General features: G+C 71.3%; 24 protein-coding genes. 9 read left to right on the top strand and 15 right to left on the bottom strand.

What is annotated here, in order from left to right; translation table 11 throughout:
- Positions 1-11: 11 nt before the first annotated feature.
- Together OG219_RS36210 and OG219_RS36205 are read left to right on the top strand one after the other, a co-directional pair.
- Positions 12-1,058 (top strand): SPFH domain-containing protein, encoded by a 1,047-nt coding sequence (locus tag OG219_RS36210; RefSeq protein ID WP_266833738.1) that lies wholly within the window; start codon positions 12-14, stop codon positions 1,056-1,058.
- A complete protein-coding gene (locus OG219_RS36205; protein ID WP_266833736.1) occupies positions 1,055-1,954 on the top strand; it encodes a hypothetical protein in 900 nt (299 codons plus the stop codon). The genes OG219_RS36210 and OG219_RS36205 overlap by 4 nt, the downstream gene beginning before the upstream one ends.
- A 199-nt stretch (positions 1,955-2,153) precedes the next feature.
- On the opposite strand, the gene OG219_RS36200 is transcribed toward OG219_RS36205, so the two are convergent.
- Together OG219_RS36200 and OG219_RS36195 are read right to left on the bottom strand one after the other, a co-directional pair.
- Complete coding sequence (locus OG219_RS36200) at positions 2,154-4,691, bottom strand: polynucleotide kinase-phosphatase (protein ID WP_266833734.1); 2,538 nt, start codon at positions 4,689-4,691, stop codon at positions 2,154-2,156.
- Positions 4,688-6,172, bottom strand: a complete 1,485-nt coding sequence (locus OG219_RS36195) for a 3' terminal RNA ribose 2'-O-methyltransferase Hen1 (protein WP_266833732.1) — start codon at positions 6,170-6,172, stop codon at positions 4,688-4,690. Before OG219_RS36195 ends, OG219_RS36200 begins: the two co-directional genes overlap by 4 nt.
- A gap of 407 nt (positions 6,173-6,579) precedes the next feature.
- On the opposite strand from OG219_RS36195, the gene OG219_RS36190 reads away from it, so the two are divergent.
- Positions 6,580-7,377, top strand: a complete 798-nt coding sequence (locus OG219_RS36190; protein ID WP_266833730.1) for a hypothetical protein — start codon at positions 6,580-6,582, stop codon at positions 7,375-7,377.
- Between the two features lie 63 nt (positions 7,378-7,440).
- On the opposite strand, the gene OG219_RS36185 is transcribed toward OG219_RS36190, so the two are convergent.
- The 3 genes from OG219_RS36185 to OG219_RS36175 all read right to left on the bottom strand — a co-directional run bounded on the left by OG219_RS36185 (position 7,441) and on the right by OG219_RS36175 (position 9,670).
- Entirely contained in the window at positions 7,441-8,121 is a 681-nt protein-coding gene (locus OG219_RS36185; protein WP_266833728.1) for a DUF305 domain-containing protein, read from the bottom strand.
- Positions 8,122-8,220: 99 nt separating this feature from the next.
- Complete coding sequence (locus OG219_RS36180) at positions 8,221-8,655, bottom strand: hypothetical protein (RefSeq protein ID WP_266833726.1); 435 nt, start codon at positions 8,653-8,655, stop codon at positions 8,221-8,223.
- Between the two features lie 91 nt (positions 8,656-8,746).
- Positions 8,747-9,670 (bottom strand): LLM class F420-dependent oxidoreductase, encoded by a 924-nt coding sequence (locus tag OG219_RS36175; protein ID WP_266833724.1) that lies wholly within the window; start codon positions 9,668-9,670, stop codon positions 8,747-8,749.
- Positions 9,671-9,908: 238 nt separating this feature from the next.
- Here OG219_RS36175 and OG219_RS36170 point away from each other — a divergent pair, with 238 nt between their 5' ends.
- Positions 9,909-10,070: a hypothetical protein gene (locus OG219_RS36170; protein WP_266833722.1), complete on the top strand. Its 162-nt coding sequence runs from the start codon at positions 9,909-9,911 to the stop codon at positions 10,068-10,070.
- Positions 10,071-10,128: 58 nt separating this feature from the next.
- On the opposite strand, the gene OG219_RS36165 is transcribed toward OG219_RS36170, so the two are convergent.
- The 4 genes from OG219_RS36165 to OG219_RS36150 form a co-directional block, all read right to left on the bottom strand.
- Entirely contained in the window at positions 10,129-10,611 is a 483-nt protein-coding gene (locus OG219_RS36165; RefSeq protein WP_266833720.1) for a DUF6099 family protein, read from the bottom strand.
- Positions 10,612-10,792: 181 nt separating this feature from the next.
- Complete coding sequence (locus OG219_RS36160) at positions 10,793-11,125, bottom strand: nucleotide pyrophosphohydrolase (RefSeq protein WP_266833718.1); 333 nt, start codon at positions 11,123-11,125, stop codon at positions 10,793-10,795.
- 146 nt (positions 11,126-11,271) lie between these two features.
- The gene (locus tag OG219_RS36155) at positions 11,272-12,423 is read right to left on the bottom strand and encodes an AAA family ATPase (protein WP_266833716.1); all 1,152 of its coding nucleotides are present in this window, start codon (positions 12,421-12,423) and stop codon (positions 11,272-11,274) included.
- 107 nt (positions 12,424-12,530) lie between these two features.
- The gene (locus tag OG219_RS36150) at positions 12,531-12,920 is read right to left on the bottom strand and encodes a cell division protein SepF (RefSeq protein WP_266833714.1); all 390 of its coding nucleotides are present in this window, start codon (positions 12,918-12,920) and stop codon (positions 12,531-12,533) included.
- Positions 12,921-13,095: 175 nt separating this feature from the next.
- Between OG219_RS36150 and OG219_RS36145 the strand changes: the two genes are divergently transcribed.
- Complete coding sequence (locus tag OG219_RS36145) at positions 13,096-13,515, top strand: molybdopterin-binding protein (RefSeq protein ID WP_266474193.1); 420 nt, start codon at positions 13,096-13,098, stop codon at positions 13,513-13,515.
- Between the two features lie 88 nt (positions 13,516-13,603).
- Complete coding sequence (locus tag OG219_RS36140) at positions 13,604-15,322, top strand: hypothetical protein (protein WP_266833712.1); 1,719 nt, start codon at positions 13,604-13,606, stop codon at positions 15,320-15,322.
- 9 nt (positions 15,323-15,331) lie between these two features.
- Here the strand turns inward: OG219_RS36140 and OG219_RS36135 are convergent, their stop codons facing one another.
- The 4 genes from OG219_RS36135 to OG219_RS36120 are packed head-to-tail and all read right to left on the bottom strand — an operon-like array spanning position 15,332 to position 18,847.
- Positions 15,332-16,171, bottom strand: coding sequence for an SDR family oxidoreductase (locus OG219_RS36135; RefSeq protein WP_266833710.1), 840 nt, complete (start codon positions 16,169-16,171; stop codon positions 15,332-15,334).
- Positions 16,164-17,375 carry an NAD(P)/FAD-dependent oxidoreductase gene (locus tag OG219_RS36130; RefSeq protein WP_266833708.1) on the bottom strand — a complete coding sequence of 404 codons (1,212 nt, stop codon included), beginning with the start codon at positions 17,373-17,375 and terminating at the stop codon, positions 16,164-16,166. The genes OG219_RS36135 and OG219_RS36130 overlap by 8 nt, the downstream gene beginning before the upstream one ends.
- Entirely contained in the window at positions 17,372-17,569 is a 198-nt protein-coding gene (locus OG219_RS36125; protein WP_266833706.1) for a ferredoxin, read from the bottom strand. The genes OG219_RS36130 and OG219_RS36125 overlap by 4 nt, the downstream gene beginning before the upstream one ends.
- Positions 17,570-17,608: 39 nt before the next feature.
- Entirely contained in the window at positions 17,609-18,847 is a 1,239-nt protein-coding gene (locus OG219_RS36120) for a cytochrome P450 (protein ID WP_266833704.1), read from the bottom strand.
- Positions 18,848-19,131: 284 nt separating this feature from the next.
- Between OG219_RS36120 and OG219_RS36115 the strand changes: the two genes are divergently transcribed.
- Positions 19,132-19,902, top strand: coding sequence for an SDR family NAD(P)-dependent oxidoreductase (locus OG219_RS36115; protein ID WP_266833702.1), 771 nt, complete (start codon positions 19,132-19,134; stop codon positions 19,900-19,902).
- A gap of 36 nt (positions 19,903-19,938) precedes the next feature.
- On the opposite strand, the gene OG219_RS36110 is transcribed toward OG219_RS36115, so the two are convergent.
- Positions 19,939-20,661, bottom strand: coding sequence for a response regulator transcription factor (locus tag OG219_RS36110; RefSeq protein WP_266833700.1), 723 nt, complete (start codon positions 20,659-20,661; stop codon positions 19,939-19,941).
- A 201-nt stretch (positions 20,662-20,862) separates the two neighbouring features.
- Positions 20,863-21,378, bottom strand: coding sequence for a MarR family winged helix-turn-helix transcriptional regulator (locus OG219_RS36105; RefSeq protein WP_266833699.1), 516 nt, complete (start codon positions 21,376-21,378; stop codon positions 20,863-20,865).
- 235 nt (positions 21,379-21,613) lie between these two features.
- On the opposite strand from OG219_RS36105, the gene OG219_RS36100 reads away from it, so the two are divergent.
- Complete coding sequence (locus OG219_RS36100) at positions 21,614-22,582, top strand: SGNH/GDSL hydrolase family protein (protein ID WP_266833698.1); 969 nt, start codon at positions 21,614-21,616, stop codon at positions 22,580-22,582.
- Between the two features lie 82 nt (positions 22,583-22,664).
- Positions 22,665-23,429, top strand: coding sequence for an SDR family NAD(P)-dependent oxidoreductase (locus OG219_RS36095; protein ID WP_266833697.1), 765 nt, complete (start codon positions 22,665-22,667; stop codon positions 23,427-23,429).
- Positions 23,430-23,479 lie beyond the last annotated feature (50 nt).

Raw genomic sequence — 23,479 nt, 5'->3', positions numbered from 1 at the left:
AGGGGGTACCCATGGCCGACATCACCCGGCGTCTCGGCTGGCGCCATCTGCGGGGAGCGCCGACCGCCCATGTCCGGCACCACCGGTCGGGCGCTCTGGTGCACGACGGTCCCGGGCTCAGCTTCTGGTACCGCTCCCTGACCGCCGCGCTCTCCGAAGTGCCGGTCGACGACCGGGAGTTGGCGATGACCTTCCACGCCCGTACGTCCGACTTCCAGGACGTCGCGGTGCAGGCGACCGTCACCTACCGCGTCAGCGACCCGGCGATCGCGGCCGCCCGCCTGGACTTCTCCATCGACCCCGACACGGGCGCCTGGCGCGGTGCTCCTCTCGAACAGCTGGGGTCGCTGCTGACGGAGACCGCGCAGCAGCACGCGCTGGACGTCCTGGCCCGTACGTCGCTGGCCGCCGCCTTGATGGACGGTGTCGCGGCGGTACGGGAACGGATCGCGGGCGGGCTCGCCGCGGAACCCCGGCTGCCCGCGACGGGGATCGAGATCGTGGCCGTACGGGTCGTCGCGCTGCGCCCCGAGCCCGAGGTGGAGCGGGCGCTGCGCACTCCCGCCCGTGAGCAGATCCAGCAGGACGCGGACAAGGCGACGTACGAACGCCGTGCCGTCGCGGTCGAGCGGGAGCGCGCCATCGCCGAGAACGAACTCGCGAGCCAGATCGAACTCGCCCGGCGCGAGGAGCAGTTGGTCGATCAGCGCGGTACGAATGCGCGGCGCGAGGCGGAGGAGCACGCGGCGGCGGACGCGGTGCGCGCCACGGCGGAGGCGGCGCGCACGGTCCGCCTCGCGGAGGCGGAGGGCACCCGTGTGGTGCGGCTCGCCAAGGCCGAGGCGGAGGCCGCGCGCGAGGTCGGCGAGGCGCGGGCCGCGGCCCAGGCCGCCTGGCTGCAGGTCCACGGAGACGTGGACGTGGCGACCCTGCACGCCCTGACGGGCACCCGGCTCGCGGAGAACCTGCCCCGCATCGACAGCGTCACGGTGTCGCCGGACGTCCTGACGGGGCTGCTCGCCAAGCTGAGCAACGGGGCCTCCGGGGAACCGGCGTGAGTCTCGCACCGCGGGTCGTGCTGGTCCATCGCACCACGGAGTACGAGGAGTTGGTGGCCCGGCACGGCACGCACGGGCAGGCCGCCTTCTTCCTCTCCTCCCGGGGGCGGGACATCGAGGAGGTGGCGGAGCGGTTCCGCCGGACGCGGCGGGCGTTGGCCGACGTCGCCTCCGCCATTCCCCTGACATGGCGTCAAGCCCGGGTCGAGCGGGCCGACTTGGACCGGTTCCTCTTCGCCCCCGAGGACGTCGTGGTCGTCGTCGGGCAGGACGGTCTCGTCGCCAACGTCGCCAAGTACCTGGCGGGGCAGCCCGTTGTGGGGATCGACACCGATCCCGGGCGCAATCCCGGGGTGCTCGTGCGGCACCGGGCCGACGACGCGGGTGCGTTGATCGCCTCGGCGGTGGCCCGGGGCGGGGTGGCCGACGAACTCACCATGGTCGAGGCCGTCGCGGACGACACGCAGCGGTTGCTGGCGCTCAACGAGATCTACCTCGGGGCTGCGGGGCACCAGACCGTCCGGTACCGGCTGGGGCTCGACGACGACAGGGGTGTCGTCGAGCCCCAAGCCTCCTCCGGCGTGCTTGTGGGGACGGGGACCGGGGCCAGTGGGTGGCTGCGGTCCGTGTGGCAGGAGCGGGGTGGGGGGATGGTGCTGCCCGGCCCCACTGAGCCGCAGCTGCTGTGGTTCGTACGGGAGGCGTGGCCGTCGCCCGCCACCGGGACCTCGCTGGTGGCGGGGCAACTCGCCGTGGGGGCGGGGCTCCGGCTCACCGTGGAGTCGGATCGGCTCATCGCCTTCGGGGACGGGATGGAGGGGGATGCGGTGGAGTTGGTGTGGGGGCAGACGGTGCGGGTGGGGGTGGCGGGGGTGCGGTTGCGGTTGGTGGGGTGAGGTTTTTCGCCCCCTCCGCCCCTACCCATTCCCGTCACTTGGGGGCTCCGCCCCCAAACCCCCGCTCCTCAAACGCCGGAGGGGCTGAACACCTTCAGCCCGTCCGGCGTTTGAGGACGAGGCCGTCCAGGCCGACAGCGGGGGTCTGGGGGCGCAGCCCCCAGGTACGGGACGGGTAGGGGCGGAGGGGGCGAAAAACCTACAGCCTCGGGTCCACCGGCTCCGACTCCAGCGCCAGCACCCCGAACACCGCCTCGTGCACCCGCCACAGCGGCTCGCCCTCCGCGAGCCGGTCCAGGGCCTCCAGCCCCAGCGCGTACTCGCGGATCGCGAGCGACCGCTTGTGGTTCAGGAAGCGGCCGCGCAGGCGGGCGAGGTTCTCCGGACGGGTGTACTCGGGCCCGTAGATGATCCGCAGGTACTCCCGCCCCCGGCACTTGATGCCGGGCTGCACCAACCGCCCGGACGCGGAACGCACCACCGCACCGACCGGCTTGACGACCATGCCCTCGCCGCCGCGCCCGGTCATCTCCAGCCACCAGTCGACACCGGCCTGTACGGACTCCGGGTCCCCGGTGTCCACGAACAACCGCCGGGTCGTCTGCAGCAGGCCGGTCCCGTCGTGCTCGACGAGCCGGTCGATGAGACCGAGCTGCTCGTCGTGCGGGAGGGCGGCCAGGCTGCGCCCCTGGACGGCGAGGATCTGGAAGGGAGCGAGCCGCACGCCCTCCAGTCCGTCCGTGGTCCAGCAGTACCGCCGGTAGGCATCGGTGAACGCCGCCGCGTCGGCGGCCCGTTCGCGCTGCTTGGCCAGCAGGTCCCGCAGGTCGACACCGCGCCCCACGGCACCTTCGAGCGCGGCGAGCACACCCGGGAACACGGCCCCGGCGGCGGCGCCCACCGCGGCGTACTGCGTCCGCAGCAGCCCCGACGCCTTCAGCGACCACGGCATCAACTCGGCGTCGAGCAGCACCCAGTCGGTCCCGAGCTCCGCCCACAGGCCCGCGGCACTCACGGCGGCCCGTACCCGCCCGAGGATCTCCTCCGTCACCTCGGCGGAGTCGAAGAAGGGGCGACCGGTACGCGTGTACAACGCACCCGTGGGCCCCTCCACTCCGAACCGCTCGCGCGCGGCCTCCGCGTCCCGGCACACCAGCGCCACCGCCCGCGAGCCCATGTGCTTCTCCTCGCACACGACCCGCGCGACCCCGTCGTCCTTGTACTGGGCGAAGGCCTCGGCCGGGTGCTCCAAGTAGCCCTCGATGTGCGAGGTCGCCGTCGGAGCCATCGTCGGCGGCAGGTACGGCAGCAGCCGCGGGTCCACGGCGAAGCGGCTCATGACCTCCAGGGCCGCGGCCGCGTTCTCCTCGCGGACGGACACCCGGCCCGCGTGCCGTGTCTCGACGACCCGCCGGCCGTGCACGTCCGTGAGGGCGAGCGGCCGCCCCTCGTGTCCGCCGGGCGCCTCCGAGGCGAGCGGCTTCGCCGGCTCGTACCAGACCCGCTCGGCCGGTACGTCGACGAGCTCGCGCTCCGGCCAGCGCAGCGCGGTGAGCTTGCCGCCGAAGACGGCACCGGTGTCGAGGCAGATGGTGTTGTTCAGCCAGGTGGCGGTGGGGACAGGGGTGTGGCCGTACACCACGGCCGCCCTCCCCCGGTAGTCCTCCGCCCACGGGTACCGCACCGGCAGCCCGAACTCGTCGGTCTCGCCGGTGGTGTCCCCGTACAGCGCATGCGAGCGCACCCGGCCCGACGTACGGCCGTGGTACTTCTCGGGCAGACCCGCGTGGCAGACGACGAGGCGCCCGCCGTCCAGGACGTAGTGGCTGACGAGTCCGTCGACGAACTCCCGTACACCCGCGATGAATTCGCCGCTCTCCCCCTCCAACTGCTCGATGGTCTCGGTGAGTCCGTGCGTGTGCTGGACCTTGCGGCCCTTGAGGTGGCGGCCGAGCTTGTTCTCGTGGTTTCCGGGCACGCACAGGGCGTTGCCGGATCCGACCATGGACATCACTCGGCGCAGTACGCCGGGGGTGTCCGGGCCGCGGTCGACGAGGTCGCCGACGAAGACGGCCGTACGGCCCTCCGCGTGCACTCCGTCGACGTAGCCGAGCTTGCCGAGCAGCGTCTCCAACTCCGAGGCGCAGCCGTGGATGTCGCCGATGATGTCGAAGGGGCCGGTGAGGTGGGTGAGGTCGTTGTACCGCTTCTCGGTGCGGATCTCGGCGCTCTCGGCCTCCTCGACACCCCGCAGGACGTGCACCTTCCTGAACCCCTCGCGCTCCAAGTGCCGCAGGGAACGGCGGAGTTCGCGGGTGTGGCGCTGGATGACGCGGCGCGGCATGTCGGCGCGGTCGACGCGTGCGGCGTTGCGCTCGGCGCAGACCTCCTCGGGCACGTCGAGCACGATGGCGATGGGCAGCACGTCGTACTGCCTGGCGAGTTCGATGAGCTGCTTGCGGCTCTCCTGCTGCACGTTCGTCGCGTCGACGACCGTGCGGCGTCCCGCCGCGAGCCGCTTGCCCGCGATGTAGTGGAGCACGTCGAAGGCGTCGCCGCTGGCGCTCTGGTCGTTCTCGTCGTCGGCGACCAGGCCGCGGCAGAAGTCGCTGGAGATGATCTCGGTCGGCTTGAAGTGCCTTCGGGCGAAGGTGGACTTGCCCGAGCCGGACGCGCCGATCAGCACCACGAGGGAGAGGTCGGTCACGGGCAGGGTGCGCCCCTCGGTGTCGGTCATGCTGCCTTCTCCTCCTTCGTGGTCATGGTGAACACAGCCATCTGTGTGGGTGGCCCCACCTCGGGGTCATCGGGTCCGACGGGCACGAACTCCACGTCGTATCCATGCCGCCCGGCGACTCGCTCCGCCCACGCCTGGAACTCCTCCCGCGTCCACTCGAAGCGGTGGTCGCCGTGCCTGGAGTGTCCGGCCGGGAGGGTCTCCCAGCGGACGTTGTACTCGACGTTCGGCGTGGTCACGAGCACGGTCCTGGGGCGTGCGGAGCCGAACACCGCGTACTCCAGGGCGGGCAGCCGGGGCAGGTCGAGGTGCTCGACGACCTCGCTGAGCACGGCGGCGTCGTACCCCTTGAGCCTGTTGTCGGTGTACGCGAGCGAGCCCTGGAAGAGCTTGACGCGTTCGGCCTGCCGCTCTCCCATGCGGTCCAGCTTGAGCCGCCGCGAGGCGACGGTGAGCGCGCGCATCGACACGTCGACACCGACGATCTCGGTGAACCGCGTGTCCTTGAGCAGCGCCTGCACCAACTGGCCCTGTCCGCAGCCGAGATCGAGCACCCGCGCCGCGCCGGAGGCGTGCAGTGCGGCAAGGATCGCGTCCCGCCGCTGCACGGCGAGGGACACGGACTTCTCCTCCGGTTCCGCAGCGGCTTCCGAGTCGGCCTCCGTCTCCTCGCCCACCGCGTTGTCGATCTCCTCGACCGCGCTGTCGTCGGCCTCGGCGAGCCGTACGAGCTCCAGCCGCTCCATCGCCTCACGCGTCAGCGACCAACGGCGGGACAGATACCGGCTGGTGATCAGCTTCTGCTCCGGGTGGTCCGGCAGCCAGCCGTCGCCCGCCCGCAGCAGTTTGTCGACCTCGTCGGACGAGACCCAGTAGTGCTTGGCGTCGTCGAGCACCGGGAGGAGGACGTAGAGGTGACGCAGGGCTTCGGACAGGGTCAGCCGCTCCGACTCCAGTACGAGGCGCACGTACCGCGAGTCGCCCCACTCGGGGAACTCCGCGTCCAGCGCCACGGCCTCGACCGTCACCGTCCATCCCAGCGGCTCGAACAGGGCACGTACGAGGTCCGCGCCGCCCCGGGCGGGCAGTGCGGGCACCTCGACGCGGAGCGGGAGAGGCCGCGCGGGCAGCTCGGGCCGGGCGTTGCACTGGCCCTTCATGGCGCTGGTGAACACCGCGCTCAGCGCCACGGCGAGGAGCGAGGAGGCCGCGTACGGGCGGTCGTTGACGTACTGCGCGAGCGCGGCGTCGGGTGCTCCGCCACGGCCCTTTCCCTTGCCGCGCCGGACCAGCGCGACCGCGTCGACCTCGAGGAGCAGCGCGGCCGTGCACCGCTCGACGGACGCCTCGGGGTAGAGGACATGCGCCGTGCCGTAGGAGGTCGAGAACGTCTGCGCGTTGTCGGGATGCTTGTGCAGCAGGAAACCGAGGTCGGTCGCGGGGCGCTCTGGGGTGCCGGTGGCACTGATCGTCAGGAACACGGTGGGTTGCCTCTAAACGTCTTCTGAGCTGCGGAAACTTTTCAGGCGGACATCACGGTGGGCATTACGGCGGACATTGCGCGCACACATGTCGGCCTGGATGAACCGCGGTGATGGGTGAGCGCGCCTCGGTGATCACGGCTCCCGGCCCTTCCTCGACCTCGTAGCGATGCGTACGCCGCGCCGCGGTCAGCCCCGCGTGCGCAACGCCCCTTCTTCGGCGCGCCTGCACAACGTACAGCGAACACCTCGGGCGTACTCAGGCATTTTCCGCCGGCCGCACCGACCGGCCCGGCGGTCCTGACGCCCGTCGGGGCACCACAGCAGGATCACAGGCCGCGTACATGGACCTCACACGGACGGATGGCACTCTCGGCACAGCTGCCTGAGTGGGAAAGGTGTGCGCCATGAGCGATCACGACCCGACAAGCTCCCGCGAGCCGCTGGAGTCGAGCCGCCGGCCAGGGGTACGGCGATTGCCGCCGAACTCGAGAAGGGGACGGATCGCGGCCGCGGCGCTGCTGTGCGCGGTGATCGGACTCTCCGCCGGCTGCTCCTCCACCTCGGCGACCACCGCATCCCCTTCAGCGACGGCCTCGTCGCCCGCGGCGACGGGCAGCGGCTCCACCGGCAGTCCCGAGACCGGTGGCGGCGACTCCAACGCCCGGTCCGGACCGGCCGAGGGAGGAGCGACCGGCACGGTCGACACGGTGTCCGCGTCGGGCTTCACCATGACGACGGCGACGGGTCAGAAGGTGACCGTCGACGAGGCGTCCTCCACGACCTACCTCAACGGGACGACCTCGGCCTCGGCAAGTGCCGTCACAGCGGGCGCGAGCGTCCTCGTACTGGGGACGACCGACTCGACGACCATCACGGCCGCCCAGGTCACCGTGCAGCCGAACGGCGACGGCGGATCCGCGACCGCCTCGGCGGCCGGAGTGGTCCCCTTCCAGCAAGGCGCGTCGTCCGAGTCGAAACAGGTCGGCCAGATCCCGGCGAACTACAGCGAGGGGTCGGGGACGGTCGTCGGCGGAACGGAGGCCGACAAGGCCACGGAAGCCGCGCTGGCCGCCTACCCGGGAGGCGTCGTCGACCGTGTGGTGAAGCTGAGCGACGGCGAGTACGAGGTCCACAACATCGGCGTCAACTGGCCGCACCACGTGTTCGTGGACCAGGACTTCAAGGTGGTCGGCGCCGAGTAGCCGCGGCGCCAACGGGGAGCAGGGGTGAGCCTTCGCCGGGACGAAGGCCCACCCCCCTGTGGGTCAGAGCCGGTCGAGGATCTTGTTCATCTTCTCGATCTCGGCGGTCTGGGCGGTGACGATGGCGGTGGCGAGCTTCTTCGCGTCGGCGTTGCTGCCGTTCTTCTGCTCGTCCTCGGCCATGGTGATCGCACCCTGGTGGTGGCCGATCATGAGCTGGGCGAACTTCTTGTCGAAGTCCTTGCCCTTGGCGTCCTTGAGGGCGGTCATGTCCTGGTCGGACATCATCCCGGGCATCGCGGAGGATTCGCCCGAACCGTGATCCATGCCGGCCATGTCACCCGTCGACGACGAGGCCGAAGCCGACGGCAGTGGCTTGCCCCAGGACTTCAGCCAGCCCTCCATCGTGTTGATCTCGGGGTCCTGGGCCTTCTCGATCGCGGCGGCCAGGTCCTTGATCTCCTGGTCGTCGGCGCGGCCGTCGGCGAGCTCGGCCATCTCGACGGCCTGCTGGTGGTGCGGGATCATCTGCTGCGCGAACATCACGTCCGCGTCGTTGAAGGCGCTGTCCGGGGTGGCCGACGCCGAAGCGCTGCCGGTGCCGTGGTTCATCCCGGGCATGGACGAGTCGTGGGACGTGGAACCGTCCGAGCCACAGGCCGCAAGGGCCAGGGCGAGAACGGCGACGGTGCCGGCGGCCGCGAGAGTGCGGCGGCGGGCAGCGGAAGACGAGGAAACGGACATCACAGGTTTCTTTCCGGGTGGACGCGCCACACCGGTGGCGCGCGAAAGGGCAGGTTCTCCTGGCCGGTCCGGCTCAGGGCCGGATCCGGTGGATACCTGTCACGTCCGCGCGACGCACACCTGAAGGAGGAAAGCTCTGCCGCCCGATGGCGGTCCCCGCCGAGCCGGCCCCCACATCGCCGACGGACACCCCGCGAGCCCCCACACGACCAGGCCCACCAGGCCCAGACCTGCGAGCAGCCCGGTCGCGGGCAGCGGCAAACGGTCCCGGGCGGGAGTGGACACGCACAGCTCGCCGCTCATCGCGGCCATGGCGGTCGTGAGGGAGACGGCGGGGACGCCGGCCTGCTCGCCCTGCGCGGCCGTGTGGCCCGAATGCGCGGGCATGCTCACGGGCGCCGGCATGACGCCCTCGCCGTGACAGCCTCCGACGGCGTTCACCGGCGCCCCGTGCATGAGGAACAGCCCGAAGAGGACAGCACACAGCGCGAGCAGCCGGGACACTCCCGGTCCACACGCCAGCCTGCGGTCCACTCTGCCTCGCGCTCCCTCACTCGGTCGTGCACGTCTTTCGGTGCGGGCACGACGATACCCCCACCGGGTGTCTCGGCTCTTGCGCGTCCGGTTACGCGAGCTGCGACTGAACCTGCGCCGCGATCAGGTCGAGGTGGTCCAGGTCGTGGAGGTCGAGGATCTGGAGGTAGATCCGCTGGGAGCCGATCGCGGCGTACCGGCCGATCTTCTCGACGACCTCGTCCGGGGAGCCGGCCAGGCCGTTGGCCTTCAGGTCGTCGACGTCGCGGCCGATCGCGGCGGCGCGGCGGGCGACCTCGGCGTCGTCCTTGCCGACACAGGCCACGAGCGCGTTGGAGTACGTGATGTCCTCGGCCTTGCGTCCGGCCTGCTCGGCCGCGGCGCGCACCCGGCCGAACTGGCGCTCGCTGTCCTCGATCGAGGCGAACGGGATGTTGAACTCGTCGGCGTACTGGGCGGCGAGCCGGGGGGTGCGGGTCGCGCCGTGGCCGCCGATGAGGACGGGCACCTTCGCCTGGGCGGGCTTGGGCAGAGCGGGCGAGTCGGTGAGGTCGTAGTAGGTGCCGTGGTGGCTGAAGGTCTTGCCGACCTCCGTCGCCCACAGCCCGGTGACGATCGCCAGCTGCTCTTCGAGGCGCGCGAACTTCTCCTTCGGGAACGGGATGCCGTACGCCTTGTGCTCCTCCTCGAACCAGCCCGCGCCGAGGCCCAGTTCGACGCGGCCGCCGGACATCTGGTCGACCTGCGCGACCTGGATCGCGAGGACGCCGGGCAAGCGGAAGGTGCCGGCGGTCATCAGCGTGCCGAGCCGGATGCGCTTGGTCTCGCGGGCGAGCCCGGCGAGGGTGATCCAGGCATCGGTCGGGCCCGGGAGGCCGTCGGCCGAGCCCATGCTGAGGTAGTGGTCGGAGCGGAAGAAGGCGTCGAAGCCGAGGTCTTCGGTGGCCTTGGCGACAGCGAGAAGGGTGTCGTAGGTGGCGCCCTGCTGGGGCTCGGTGAAGATTCGAAGATCCATGCCTCCATCCTGCACGGTGGTGTGCCGGTCAACCCCACCGGTCCCGCCGGTCACTCCCGTCCCCGGTCGGGTGAAAATCCGTCAACCCCGCGTGTGCTGCGGGTTCGCGCCAGTGACCCCGCTCGGCGGTGATCGTTGGCTCGGGCGGAGCCGGACCGCCCGGCGCCCGTCGCCGGCGGTCGCCGGGGGCGTCACCCGCATCGGTCCCGCTCAGGGGCCAAGGGCCGAGGAGGCCGTCATGTCCCAAGACGCAGTTCCGCAGCAGGTGGTATCTACACAGCCGAAGGGGCTGCTTCAGCAGATGGAAGAGCTCATGGCGTCGCTCAACGCGGACCTGTCCCAGTTGGACGCGGACCTCTCGGGCACCCGGCCCGCCCTCACGGACGAGCCCGACGCCTGAAGCCTGTTACCGCCCGCGGCGGCGGGGCCACGTCCTGTCTGACCATTCCCCAGACTCGTCACCCCGCCGCTGAATCCCGCTCACGTTCCACGACCTGCCGGTCCCGCACCGCCAGCCGTCTCAGCATCTCCAGGACCCGGTCGCGGGACTCGTCCGCCGCGTCGATGGCCTCCATGCACTGCCAGTAGGTGCCGTGGTCGTCCGCCGCGCAGGCGATGCCGACGAGGGCTATGCCGACCTCGCCGAGGAGGCCGCCGAGGCAGAGGAGCGCCTCGCGGGCGTCGCCCAACTCGGTGAGCTGGGCGGCCCGTAACGCGCCGACGTCGAGGGCGGGAGCGCCTAGGACACCGCAGCCCCGGCCCGCGAGCTCGGTCAGGCCGAGGGCCTCGCCCCGGAGTTCAGGGGGTCCGGAGACGGCGAAACGGCTGCCGATCGCCTGAGCCAGGGAGTGCGCCTGCCACGCCTCCTCCATCACCTCCGGGGACTCCCCGGTCTCCGCCAGCGCACGCCTGCTCGCCACAATGAGACGCACCGCATCCATGCGCTGCCCCCGTCTGTCCCGACGCGCTCACCACACGTCCGCCCGAACTCCGCCGTCCACTACCCAGAGTGAGGGAGTCCAGGGCGAAAAGCCAGAGGAAGCCTGAAATCTGTGGACACGGAGTTGAGTGTGGACAACTCGCCAACTCCGGAGAGTGACAGGCTGCTGAATCCGCCGACCGTCACGACTCCTCCGGCGCCGGAAACCTCCGCTCATTGCGGTCGATCTTCGCGTCGAGCGCGGCGAGCGGGTCGATGCCGAGCACCTCGCAGAGCTGGAGCAGATAGGCCAGGACGTCCGCGACCTCGTCGGTGACACGGTGGGCGGTGTCCGCGTCGTCCATCACGCGGGCCGACTCCTCCGGCGTCAACCACTGGAAGATCTCGACCAGTTCGGACGCCTCCACGCTCAGCGCGGCGACAAGGTTCTTGGGGGTGTGGTAGGGCCCCCAGTTCCGCGCGGCCGCGAACTCGGCCAGGCGGCGCTGCAGCTTCGCTACGTCCAGTTCGGTCACGACTCACGTCCAACTTCCGTCACGACTTACGTCCAGTCCCTGCCACGGCCCACGGCTCACCGCTCACGGCCGACCTCCGCCACGGCTTACGCCTTCAGTCTCCGCCACGGCTTCATTCACCGCTTCCGCCACGGCTTCCCTCACGGCTAAAGATCCACCACCGTCGCACCCGGCACCTCGCAGGCCCAGGAAGCGTCGCTCACCGCGCCGACCAGCCGGATGTGCCCGCGTTCGCACATCCGCGCCGCCAGCCGCACCAGCTCCCCCGTCTGCCGGGCGTCCAGACAGCGGTCGAGACCGTCGGTCAGAACGGTCAGTGTCTGGAGCGCGGCGGGCACCTCTCCCGCCTGGTCGACCGCCAGCACGCCCGGTCCGGTGAGCAGCACCAGGGCCAGCGCCAGATACCTCAACTCGCCGTCCCCGAGCAGCCCCAGCTCCGTACGAACGCCGTCGCCGCGGTCGAGGAACCCGCGGATCATGCCGTCGCGCAGGGTCTCGCCCAGGACGTCCGTGACGGGGCCCGCGCATCCGGCCCCGACCGCGCCGACCAGCAGCGCATGCCGCCGGGCGCACTCCGCCCGCGTACGCCACAGCACTTCGGCGATGTTGTCGCAGCCCCGCAGCAGCAGGCCGGAGCCGACCGGGACCGGGGCACGCATCTGCCGGGGGCTCGGGTCGCAGGTGTAGACGGACCGCAGGGCGAGCACCATCTGCTCGGCGGCGGCGAGGACTTGGCGCTCCCCGGCGGTCCTGCCCGCGACGCGCAGCGGCAGGAGCGCGGTGCCGAGGCGGTCGTCGGGGAGGGGGCCGCGGGTCACCGCGGACGTGCCTCCGGTATGCCAGGCGGCCTGGACGAAGGGGCGCTCCGGGTCCCGTAGCGCCGTCTCCAGCAGGGTCACGCCGCCCGCCGTCAACCGCTCGCCCACGATGCGCAGTTCGGGCTCTGCCTGCACGGCGATGTCCAGGCGTACGGGGCCTTCGGGGCCGTCGACCGTGCAGCCGATGCGGAAGCCGCGGCGCCGTTGGGCGTCGGGCCGGGCCCGCTCGGGCACACAGGTGACCGGGTCCGGGAACACCTCTTCCAGCTCGGCGCCGCTACCCAGCCGTGCCAGCGCCTCGTACGCCCGCAGGGCACTGGTCTTGCCGCTGCCGCTCGGCCCCGCGATGAGGGTGAGCGGTCCCAGCGGGAACCGGACGCGCCGGTGCGTGGCGAAGGCGGCGAGCCGCAGCTCGGTGACGCCCGGGCGGTCGGGGCGCACCTCCGCCGCCGCGGGGGCCTCCAGGGATGACATGGTCATATCCGGACGTTAGGCCTCCGCCATCAGGCGAACCGTTCCGCCTCGGTGACCTTCCTACGATCGAGGGACGGACGGGCAGCATCGGAAGCCGGCAGCCGCCCCGCGCTTCATCCTCCAGGCGCCCCCGCCCCCTCCATCAGCCCGCTCACCTCGGTCCCCGGCGGTGTCAGCAGGAACACGTTCCGGTCCACGCGGTGCATACCGCTCGCCCGCCCGAAGACCACGCCCGTACTGAAGTCGAGGACCCGCTTGGCGACGTCGGTCTCGGCGCTGGTCAGGTCGAGGAGGACGGGTATTCCCGCCATCAGCGTCTCGGCGACCTCGCGGGCGTCCCCGAACACGTTGACCCGCAGCACCACGAAGCGCCGGCGCGCCTCCGTGGGAGCCTCGGGTATCGACCGGTGGTCGACCGCCGAGGGCCAGGCGTCCCGGCCCCGCAACGGAACGACCTGGGCGAGCCCCTCCCACTGTTCGTCGGTGGCGTCGTGACTGTTCACCGCTCCACCCCGTCCTGGCTCGCACTGGTTGTCTGCACCGGGCAATTCTTACGCATGGTCACCCGTTCGGCCCAACAGCGACACGGTCCGCGACCCGTTCGCGCGCGACGGCGCGGAGACGATGCGGACATAATTGGCCAAAACCAGCACCCCTCAGCAATCGAGGCCCTCCCCAATGAGTCTGAGCATCCGCAACCAACTCCCCGGCACCGTCGCCTCCGTCACCCCGGGTGAGGTGATGGCGACGGTGAAGATCCGTCTCGACGGCGGTCAGGACCTCACCGCGGCCGTCACCCTGGAGGCCGTCGAGGACCTGGGCCTGACCACGGGTTCCGCGGTCCGCGCGCTGATCAAGTCGACGGAGGTGTCCCTGGCCACCGGCCCGGTGAACGGGGTCAGCATCCGCAACCAGCTCCCCGGCACGGTCACCGACGTCGCCACCGGCGGCGCCATGGCCCGCGTCAAGGTCGACGTCGCGGGCGCCGAGCTGACCTCCGCGATCACCAAGGACGCGGTCACCGAACTCGGCCTGGCCACCGGCTCCCCGGTCGTCGCGCTCATCAAGGCCACCGAGGTGTCGCTCTCCAACGCCTGACGGGCGGCCACCCCTCTTACCCGCCTCACACCGGACTCTTCACGTCCGCCCGTACGCCGCTCACCTGCGCGAATTAGCGTCCGGAGCCGTGTATTGGGCAGATACGAGACCGTCGCGGACCAGCGGACAGGACCTCACAAGGGCAGCGCCGGACGAGGCACCCGCGCAGTGGCATCGGGTCCTGACGCTGCTCGCCGACATCAGCCTCTTCATCGGTACGCGTGCGGTGTGGACGCAGGCCGCGAGTCACCATCTGGTGGTGGCCGCGGTCGTCTCGCTCTGCTACGCCTCGATCCTCGCGACCGGCGTACTGGCCCTGGTCGTACGGCGGGGCCGCACGCTCGCCCGTCTCGACCTGTGCGTCCTCGTGACCGCGGTGACGCTCGCACTGTGCGCGTACGCCATGAACCACGGCGGCAGCGACGAGGCGGTGCTGACCACGCAGGCGGCCCATGAGTTCCTCGCCGGTCATCAGGTCTACGGGCGGCCCTGGCCCTGGCTGTTCGGTCACGGCGTCGCGCTCACCCCGACGATGACGGGCGGCTACGACTACACGTACGGCTATCCCCCGCTGCCCCTGATGCTCACCGCGCCGCTGCTGTGGATCGGTCACGGCGCCGCCGCGGCGACGCTGGTCAGCACCCTGGCGCTGATCGCGGGCGCGATCGTGATGTGGCGGCTGCTGCCGGTGCCGTGGCGTTCCGCGGCCACGCTGGTCTGCCTGGGCCTCGGTCTGCTGCCGGTGTACGGCAGGCTCGGCTATCCGGCGATCGTCGCGCTCGCCCTGCTGGTGCCGGTGGTGGTCGGCTGGCCCCGGATGGGCGGCGGCGGCCGGGGCGACTGGGTGCGGGCGGCCTGCCTGGGCGCGGCCTGCGCCGCGCAGCAACTGCCTTGGTTCCTGGCGCCGTTCCTGCTGGCCGGGATCTACACACTGCGCCGCGGCGAGCTGGGACCGCGCGCCGCCGCAGGCGCCGTGGGCCGGATCGCGGGCGTGGCCGCCACGACCTGGCTGCTGATCAACGCGTACTTCATCGTCAGCGAGCCGCGCGCCTGGCTCTCGGGCATCGCGCTGCCCCTGACCCAGAACGCGGACCTGCACGGCCAGGGCCTGGTCGGCATCTCCCTCTACCTCACCAACGGCAGCGGCCGCCTGGCCTGGTACTCCCACGCGAGCCTGCTCCTGGCCGCCGCCCTGCTGGCCCTCTTCGTCCTCTTCGTACGGCGGCTGGGTCCCGCGGCGACGGTCCTGCCCTGGTGCGCCTTCTTCCTGGCGACCCGCTCGCAGGACGGGTACTACCTGCTGATGACCCCGTTGTGGCTGGCGGCGGCCGTCACCGCGCCCCCGCAGTCCTTCACCACCGCGTGGCAGCCCCGCCCGGCCTTCCTGCGCGGTCCGCACCGGCGCGGGGCCCGCGCGGCAACTGCCCTGCTCCTGCTGACCCCGTCCCTGGCTGCGGTGACACTGGCGGCGACGGGCTCACCACCCCTGCGTATGCAGGTCCTCGGCGCCCGCCGGAACACCGGCGCCCTCGCCGAACTCACCGTCCGCGCAACCAACCTCGGCGACTCGGCGCTGCGCCCCCACTTCACCCTCACCACGGGCCAGGGCATGGGCCGTTACTGGTTCATCGCCTCCGGCCCGACCACAATCCCCGCCCACAGCTCCGCGCGGTACGAACTCCTGCCGCCCAGCGGCAGGTTCGCCCTCCCCCGCGCCGGAGTGCGCATCCGCATACGGGCCTTCTCGGCCTCGCCGACGACCCTGTCGAGCGCGGACGTGCACCTGCCGGCCGTCGAGAAGAGCTGACGCGTCTCTTCACCGCGGCCGGTGCCAGCGGATCCAGGCGGCCTGGCCGCCGTCGACGAGGAGGTCGGTGCCCGTGATGTACGGCGCCCCGGGACCGACGAGGAAGGCCACCACCTCGGCGATCTCTCCGGGCGTTCCGGTCCGGCCCGCGCCGCACGCGTCGAGCATCTTCAGCATGTGCTCGCCGGACGGCGACTCGGCCTCGGCCTTCGCCATCGCGGTGGAGATGACACCCGGGCTGACGGTGTTCACGCGGGCGCCGCGGAGGTTCCAGGCGAGTGCGGCGGCCTGTACCCGCAGGTGGTTGGCGCGCTTGGACACGATGTACGCGGACTGCGCGTCGTCTCCGATGGCGGTGACGACGTCGAGCCCCAGGAGTTCCTCGGTGGGAGTCGTCGCGAGGGCGGCCTCCTCCGCACTGCTCAAGGACGCGTAGTGACCGGCCATGCTGGAGACGCACACCAGTGACATGCCGTGGGAGGCCACCTTCTCGAAGACGTCGATCACATGCGCCGTGCCGACCAGGTCGACGTCGAGAATCTTCTTCGCCGTCCCGGTGGCGGGCGAGACGCCCGCGGTGTGCACGACGGCGGTCAACCGGCCCTCGCCGTACGCCGTTTCGGCCAGCCATTCGACCGAGCCCCGGTCGGACACGTCGGTGAGCACACCCCGCGCCTCGTATCCCTCATCACGCAACGCCCTCACGGCCCGGTCGAGTTGCGCGCGCGAGGCGTCGGCGACGATCAGCGTCCGCCCGCTGCCGAGACGGCGCGCGATCGCGGCACCCATGCCGCCCGCTCCCGTGACCACGACCACGTCACGGCGGGACTCCTGCGATCGGTCATCCACGGTCAACCTCCTTGTTCTCGGCTCCTGTTGAGGACCGCACGGCCTCGCTCCACGGGGCGCGCGCCGCGATCGCCTGGCGCCAGGGGCGGATCGCCTTGGGCGGCATGCCGACCGCGAGGGCTCCGGTCAGCCGGTCGCCGGTGCGATAGGCGACCACGAACCGGCGCTCGTCCAAGTCCCCTTCCACCACGGCGACTTCGTCATGGCCGCGCAGGTAGCCGAAGGCCTGGATCTTCATGTCGTACTGGTCGGACCAGAAGTACGGCACGGGCGCGAACGGCTTGCGGGCCTCGGGGTTGAGCAGGTTCCGTGCGGCGGCCATGCCCTGCTCGGCGGCGTTGGTACGGTGCTCGATGCGCATCGAGGTGCCGAACAGCGGGTTGTACCAGCGGGCGACGTCACCGGCCGCGTACACGTTCCGCGCGGCCTCGCAGTACTCGTCGCACACCAGACCGTCGCCCAGGGTCAGCCCGCTGCCCTCCAGCCACTCGGTGTTCGGCAGCGAGCCGACGGCCACCAACACCTCGTCGGCGTCGATCAGTTCACCGTCCCCGAGCCGCACCCCGTCGTCGGTCACCTCGCTCACCGTGACCCCGGTGCGCAGGTCCACGCCGCTCACCAGGTGGGCTCCCGACAGCACCCGACCGACCTCTTCGCCGACCGCGTGGGCCAGCGGCACCGGGGCCGGTTCGAGGAGGGTGACCTCGGCACCCAGACCCCGGGCCACGGCGGCCGCTTCCGCCCCGAGGAATCCGGCTCCGACGACGACCAGCCGCAGTCCGGGGCCCAGTCGTTCCCGCAGGGCCAGGGCGTCGTCCAGGGTGCGCAGTACGTGCGCGCCCTCGCCCGGGAGGCGGCGTGGCCGTACCCCCGTTGCCACGATCAGACCGTCGTACGGCACCGGCGGGCCGTCGGCCAGCAGCACCGTGCGTGCGGCGAGGTCGAGGCCGGTCGCGGTGGCGCCGAGGCGCAGGTCCAGGTCCAGGGCGCCCAGGTCGCCGGCCGTGCGCAGGCCCAGCCGTTCGGGCTCCCACTGAGCGGCCAGGATCTGCTTGGACAGCGGCGGCCGGTCGTACGGGGCGTGCGGTTCGTCGCCGACGAGGGTGATCGTGCCGTCGTACCCCTCGCGGCGCAGCGTCTCGGCCGCCGCGAGTCCGGCGGCCGAGGCACCGACGACGAGGATCCGCCTGAGGTCTCCGCTCACTTCTCGACCAGCCGGATCGCCGCCGCCGGGCAGATCGCCACGGCTTCCCGTACCCCGTCGAGGAGTTCGGCGCCGGGCTCCTCCTCCAGCAGGATCGCGACGCCGTCGTCGTCCCGCTGGTCGAAGACCTCCGGGGACGCGACGACACACTGCCCCGATGCCACGCACTTCGGCTCGTCCAGTTCTACACGCATGGGTTTCTTCCTCGGCTGTTCTGTGTGTGTGGGGGGGGGTCACCAGGTGACGGGCAGGCAGCGGACGCCGTACGTGGTCCCGCTGTTGTCGAACTCCAGCTGCTCGATCGGGGCCGCCAGGCGGAGCGTGGGGATGCGGCGGTAGAGCGTGCTGTAGACGACCTGGAGTTCCAGGCGGGCGAGGGACTGGCCGAGGCACTGGTGGGGGCCGTAGCCGAACGCGTTGTGGTGGCGCGCGGGCCGGGAGAGGTCCAGCCGGTCGGCGTCGGGGAAGACTTCCCTGTCCCAGTTGGCGGCGGTGATCTCGACGAGGATGCCGTCCCCGGCGCGGATGGTCCGGCCGTCGATCTCGATGTCCTCCTTGGCGACCCGCCGCAGCCCGGAGTGGACGATGGTCAGGTAGCGCAGGAGTTCCTCGACCGCGTTCGCGACGACCTTCGGGTCCTCGGTGTCGCGCAGCGCGGCGAGCTGCTCGGGGTTCTCAAGGAGGGCGAGGGTGCCGAGGCTGATCATCGTGGCGGTGGTCTCGTGCCCGGCGATGAGCATCGCGACGCCCATGTGGACGGCCTCGCTGCGCGTCATCTCGCCGGCGTTGACCCGGCCCGCGAGTTCGGACAGCGTGTCGTCGCCCGGGTCGGTGAGCTTCTCGCCGAGCAGCTTGTCCAGGTAGTCGCCCATGGCCCGACTCGCCGCCTGGGACTCGGCCGGCGGCGCGGCCCGGTCGAGGGCGAGGCTGCTGTTGCGCTGGAAGAACTCGTGGTCGGCGTAGGGCACTCCGAGGAGTTCGGAGATCACCAGGGACGGCACGGGGAGGGCAAGGGCCGTGAGCAGGTCCGCCGGGTTGGGGCCCGCGAGCATGTCGTCGATGAGATCGTCGACGATCTTCTGGATCGGCTCCCGCAGCTTCTCGATCCGCTTGATGAGGAACGGTCCTGTGACCATGCGGCGCAGCCGGGTGTGTTCGGGGGCGTCGGTGTTGACGATCATCCTCGGGGTGAACGGAGCGATCTGGGCCCGGTATTCGCTCACGTGCGGAAAGCTGCCGAAGTGGTCGTCGTTGCTGACGCGGGGATCGGCGAGCAGGGTCCGCTGCTGGGCGTGGCCGGTGATGAGCCAGGGCTCGCTGCCGTCCCAGATCTTCACCTGGGTGACCGGCGTCTCGTCGCGCAGCGCTTCGAGGGCGGGCGGCGGCGCGAAGGGGCAGCCGCTCGCCCTGGGCATCGGGTACTCCGCGATCCGGGCGGCGTCGTCTTCGGGGCCTGTCACTGTCTCGGCCATGTCACTCCTCGGTGGGGGCTCCGTCGGAACAGCGAACGGAGAACGGAGAGCGGGGAATTCGGGGTCGCGAGGCTGGTTGGGGAGCCTCGGTGATCACATGGAAGCGGAACGGACTGACAGCTTCCGATCAGATACCTGACAGCGGGCTGACGTGACGGAGGTCACGTACGCGGAGAGGAGGCTCGATCGACCGGCCGTCCCGTCGTCTTCAACTCTTCGGCGATTACCGGTAGATGCAGGGGTGACCGATCGCCGGGCGCTACGCCGATTCCCTGGGGACTGTGATGTCGGACTTCGCGAACAGGACGGGTGCCGCGTTCGTCGCGGGCGGCACGGGCGGCATCGGCGCGGCGGTCGTGCGGACGCTGGCCGAGCGGGGCAGCGACGTGGCGTTCACCTATCGCGCGAACCAGGCGGCGGCCGACGGTCTCGCCGGTGAGGTGAAGGCGTACGGGCGCCAAGTGCTGGCGCTGCGGCTCGATTTGAGCGATGAGTCGGCCACGGCGGAGGCGGTGATGGAGGCCACATCGGCGTACGGCGGCATCCACACCGTCGTGTACGCGGCGGGCCCGCCCGTTCCGATGGTGCATCTGAGCAGAGTGTCGCCGAGTCGGTACCGCGCCCAACTCGACGCGGACGCGGGGGCGTTCTTCAACCTGGTTCATGCCGCGCTGCCGAGACTGCGGGAGAGCCGGGGCAGCGTCGTCGCCGTCACCACCGTGGCCACGCGCCGGTTCCCGGTCCGGGACGGGCTCTCGTCGGGCACGAAGGGCGCGGTCGAGGCGGTCGCCCGGGCACTGGCCGCCGAGGAGGGTCGGTACGGCGTACGCGTGAACTGCGTCGGCCCCGGCATGCTGACGGACGGCAACGCCGCACGTCTGATCAGTTCCGGCGAACTCGACGACACGGCCCTTGAGATCACCCGCCGCAACATCCCACTGCGCCGGTTCGGCACCGCGACGGACATCGCCGAGGCGGTCGCGTTCCTGGCGTCCGACCGCGCCGGTTTCATCACCGGGCAGGCGCTGGGGGTGGACGGCGGGTACAGCGTCTGAGCGGTCCCGGGGACCGCCTTGCCTCGGGCCGGCTGTTCATAATCGCGTGGACCGGCCCAGCCAGTATCCGAACCCCCGACGCGTGTGGATCAACGCCGGCTGCTCCTGGTTCACCTTGCGCCGGAGGCGGGACAGGAGCTGCTCGATCGCGTTGTCGGCACGGACCTCCCCCCAGACGTGCCGGCCGATCTGCCCCTTCGAGATCACCTGTTCCGAGTTGACCAGCAGATAACGCAGCAGCCGGTACTCGGCGGGCGTGAGGTCGAGAGCCCGGCGCCCGCGCCATGCCTGGCAGGTGCTGTCGTCCAGGACGAGATCGCCGTAGTACGGCGTACTGCCCCGCCACGCGGGTGCCCTGCCACGCAGCAACACCTGTGCCCTGGCCAGCACTTCGGCTATCCGGAACGGCTGGGTGACGTAGTCGCTCGCGCCCGGCCCGAGCCCGGGGATCAGCCGGCTCAGGTACTCGCAGGCGACCAGGAAGAGGACCGGCGGACGGTCGGCGGCGGGCGTGAGCCGGTGTCCGCGGGACAGGCCATCCATGTCCGGCAGCGTCACGTCGAGGACCAGCAGGTCGAACCGGTGCTCCATGAGGCGTGCGTGCGCCTCGGTTCCGCAGCCGGCCGTGTCGATCTGATAGCCCGCCAGCTCAAGTGTGGTCGAAAGCAGTTCGACGGCGGCGGGGTCGTCCACCGCGACCAGTACGTGCTGCCCGTTCCCACGGATCGGCGACGGCTTCTCGCCGACGCTCCCGTCCACGGAAAGACCATTCAGCATCGACATCACAGAACCCATTCGCGTAGGGATCCAGCTTCAGACCGGGTCGGCACGGATTCCTCCGTGGATCTCCGGACGGAGCACGCCTGCGCGGACTCCGGAAAGCACTACATCCGTGGAGCGGTGCGCCGGATCGGCGGTGGGCCGGCCGGGCGGTACGACGGGAAGCGGACGTCCGCGCCGTCAGGCTCGTGAGGCGTGGGTGCCCGCGTACGAGACGTCCACGTCCTCCGCCGAGTGGAAGTCGTCGACCATCCGGTGGAACAGGCCGGCCAGCTGCCGCAGTTCCTCCGGGGACCAGTCCTTCAGGGCGACCTCCATGCCCCGGCAGCTCGCCTCGCGGATGCGGTCGATGGCCTCCTGGCCGAGCGGGGTGATCTGGATCCGCTGGGCGCGCCGGTCGTCCGGGTCCGGAACGCGGGTCACATAGCCCGTCCGCTCCAACTGCTGCACCTGACGGGTGACATGGGACGCCTCCACCGCAAGCCGGCCCGCCAGCTCGCCGAGACGCAGCGGCTCCGAATCGGCGACCTGCCGCAGGAGCGCCACGGCCGCGCGGTCCAGCGTCACTCCGGCCAGGGCCATCAGGCGGTCGTGCTGCCGGACCCGGCCGGTCAGGTAGGAGATGCGGTTGAGGGCGCTCTCGATCGCCGCGATGTCGGTCGAGACCGAGTCGCCTGCTGGCGGTGTGGTGGGCATGGACACACTTTACCATCTACTTGCCTGACTCAAGTAAATTAACGAGTAGCTTGCTTGACTCAAGTAACTCACACATGCTTGCCTGACTCAAGTACTGCGTTCTCAGTAGTCCGGATTGTCGGCAGGCGCACGACGACGGGACACCCCTCTCCCGGCGAGCCTGCGAAGTCGAGCACTGCGCGTATCAGGCGAACACCGCGCAGGGACCACCTGAGACGGAAGACAGGACACCGAGATGGGAACGTACACACGAGTGGGGCTGGCCGGCGCAGGTGTCACCTGCGGCCTGCTGCTCCTCGCGCTCAGCGTCGGGCACAACGGCGACGACGACCCGGCCGTCTCCACACAGCCGGGGAACGCGGTCACCGCGCCGCCGAAGGGCCCGTACGTCGCCCTCGGCGACTCCTACACCTCCGGCCCGCGGATCCCGGCCCAGACAGGCACGCCCGCGGGATGCGACCGCTCCGACCGCAACTACCCGGCGCTGGTCGCCCAGGAGCTGAAGATCAAGGCGGCCGACTTCCGGGACGTGAGCTGCAGTGGCGCCACCCTCGCCGACCTGTCCGCACCGCAGACCACCGGCGACGGGGTCAACCCCGCCCAGTTGTCGGCGTTGTCGGCCTCCACCCGGCTGGTCACCATCGGCATCGGCGGGAACGACATCGGCTTCGGCTCGCTGGTCGAGCAGTGCGTGAAACAGGGCGCCGTCTACGTCGCGACCGGCCGAGGCAAGTACACCGGCGACGACGCGCCCTGCCGCGGCCGGTACGTCTCCGACTCCGGCGGCACCGACAAGGTGCGGCAGAGGATCCAGGCGGCGGGGGAACGCCTGGCCGACACGCTGCGCGAGGTCGGGCGCCGTGCTCCGGGGGCCCAGGTGTACGTCGTCGGATACCCGGCGATCCTGCCGGCCCAGGGCGCCGGTTGCGACGACGACATGACCCTCGCGCCCGACGACGCGACGTTCCTCGACGACAAGGAGCGCCAGCTCAACAGCGTGCTGCGGGAGCGGGCGGCGTCCGCCGGGGCCGGATACGTCGACACGTACACCCCCTCCGTCGGCCGTGACGCCTGTTCGGCGCGGGAGACCCGCTGGGTCGAGCCCCTCATCCCGGCGAACCCCGCCGCCCCCGTGCACCCCAACGAGCGCGGGGAGCGCGGCATGGCCGACGCCGTCCTGCGCACGCTCAAGGCTTCGCGATGAGCCCGGCGCGCACCGCGAACACCGGCCGGCCGTACGCGCGTACGGCCCTTCCAACCAGTGGATCGAGAAAGAGGAGTACGACATGAGCAGCACCGGTTTTGAGGGACGCAGCGTGCTCGTCACCGGAGCGGGGTCCGGGATCGGGCGGGCCGCCGCCCTGGAGTTCGCCGGGCAGGGTGCGAAGGTCCTGGTCGCCGATCTGAACAAGGACTCCGCCGAACAGGTCGTCAAGGAGATCGAGGAGGCGGGCGGCGTCGCCCGCGCGGTCGTCGGCGATCTCAGCGACCCGCTGGTGGTGGACGAGGTCGTCGCGACGGCCGTGGACGCCTTCGGCGGCGTGGACGTGCTGGTGAACAACGCCGGCGTCATGGACAACATGTCGGCCCTCGCCGACACCACCGACGCCGAGTGGGAGCGGGTCATCCGGGTCAACCTGACGGCGCCGTTCCTGCTCAGCCGGGCCGTGCTGCCGCACATGCTGGCGGCGGGCCGCGGCTCGATCGTGTTCACCGCGTCCGAGGCGAGCCTGCGGGGCAGCGCGGCCGGTGCCGCGTACACCGCCTCCAAGCACGGCATCGTCGGCCTGACGAAGTCCCTCGCCGTGATGTACCGGGGCCAGGGAATCCGCACCAACGCCATCGCCCCCGGACCCACCGCGACCAGCATCCAGGTCGATGCCGAGCGGACGGCCCACGGCCCCGGTGTCATCGGCCCCTACATCGGCCTCTCCGGCAAGGTGGCCGACCCCAGGGAACAGGCCGCCGCCATCGTCTTCCTCGCCTCCGACGCGGCAAGCAACGTCAACGGCGTGATCCTGCCGGTCGACTTCGGTTGGGCCGCGGTCTGACGACCGGTCGCAGCGGAGCAGCCGGGCAAGTCCGGCAATCAGCCCTCAGC

This window comes from Streptomyces sp. NBC_00038, assembly GCF_026343635.1.
Lineage (GTDB): Bacteria > Actinomycetota > Actinomycetes > Streptomycetales > Streptomycetaceae > Streptomyces.
The sequence above is the reverse complement of the archived record's forward strand: the minus strand, read 5'-3'. Positions and strand labels throughout refer to the sequence as shown.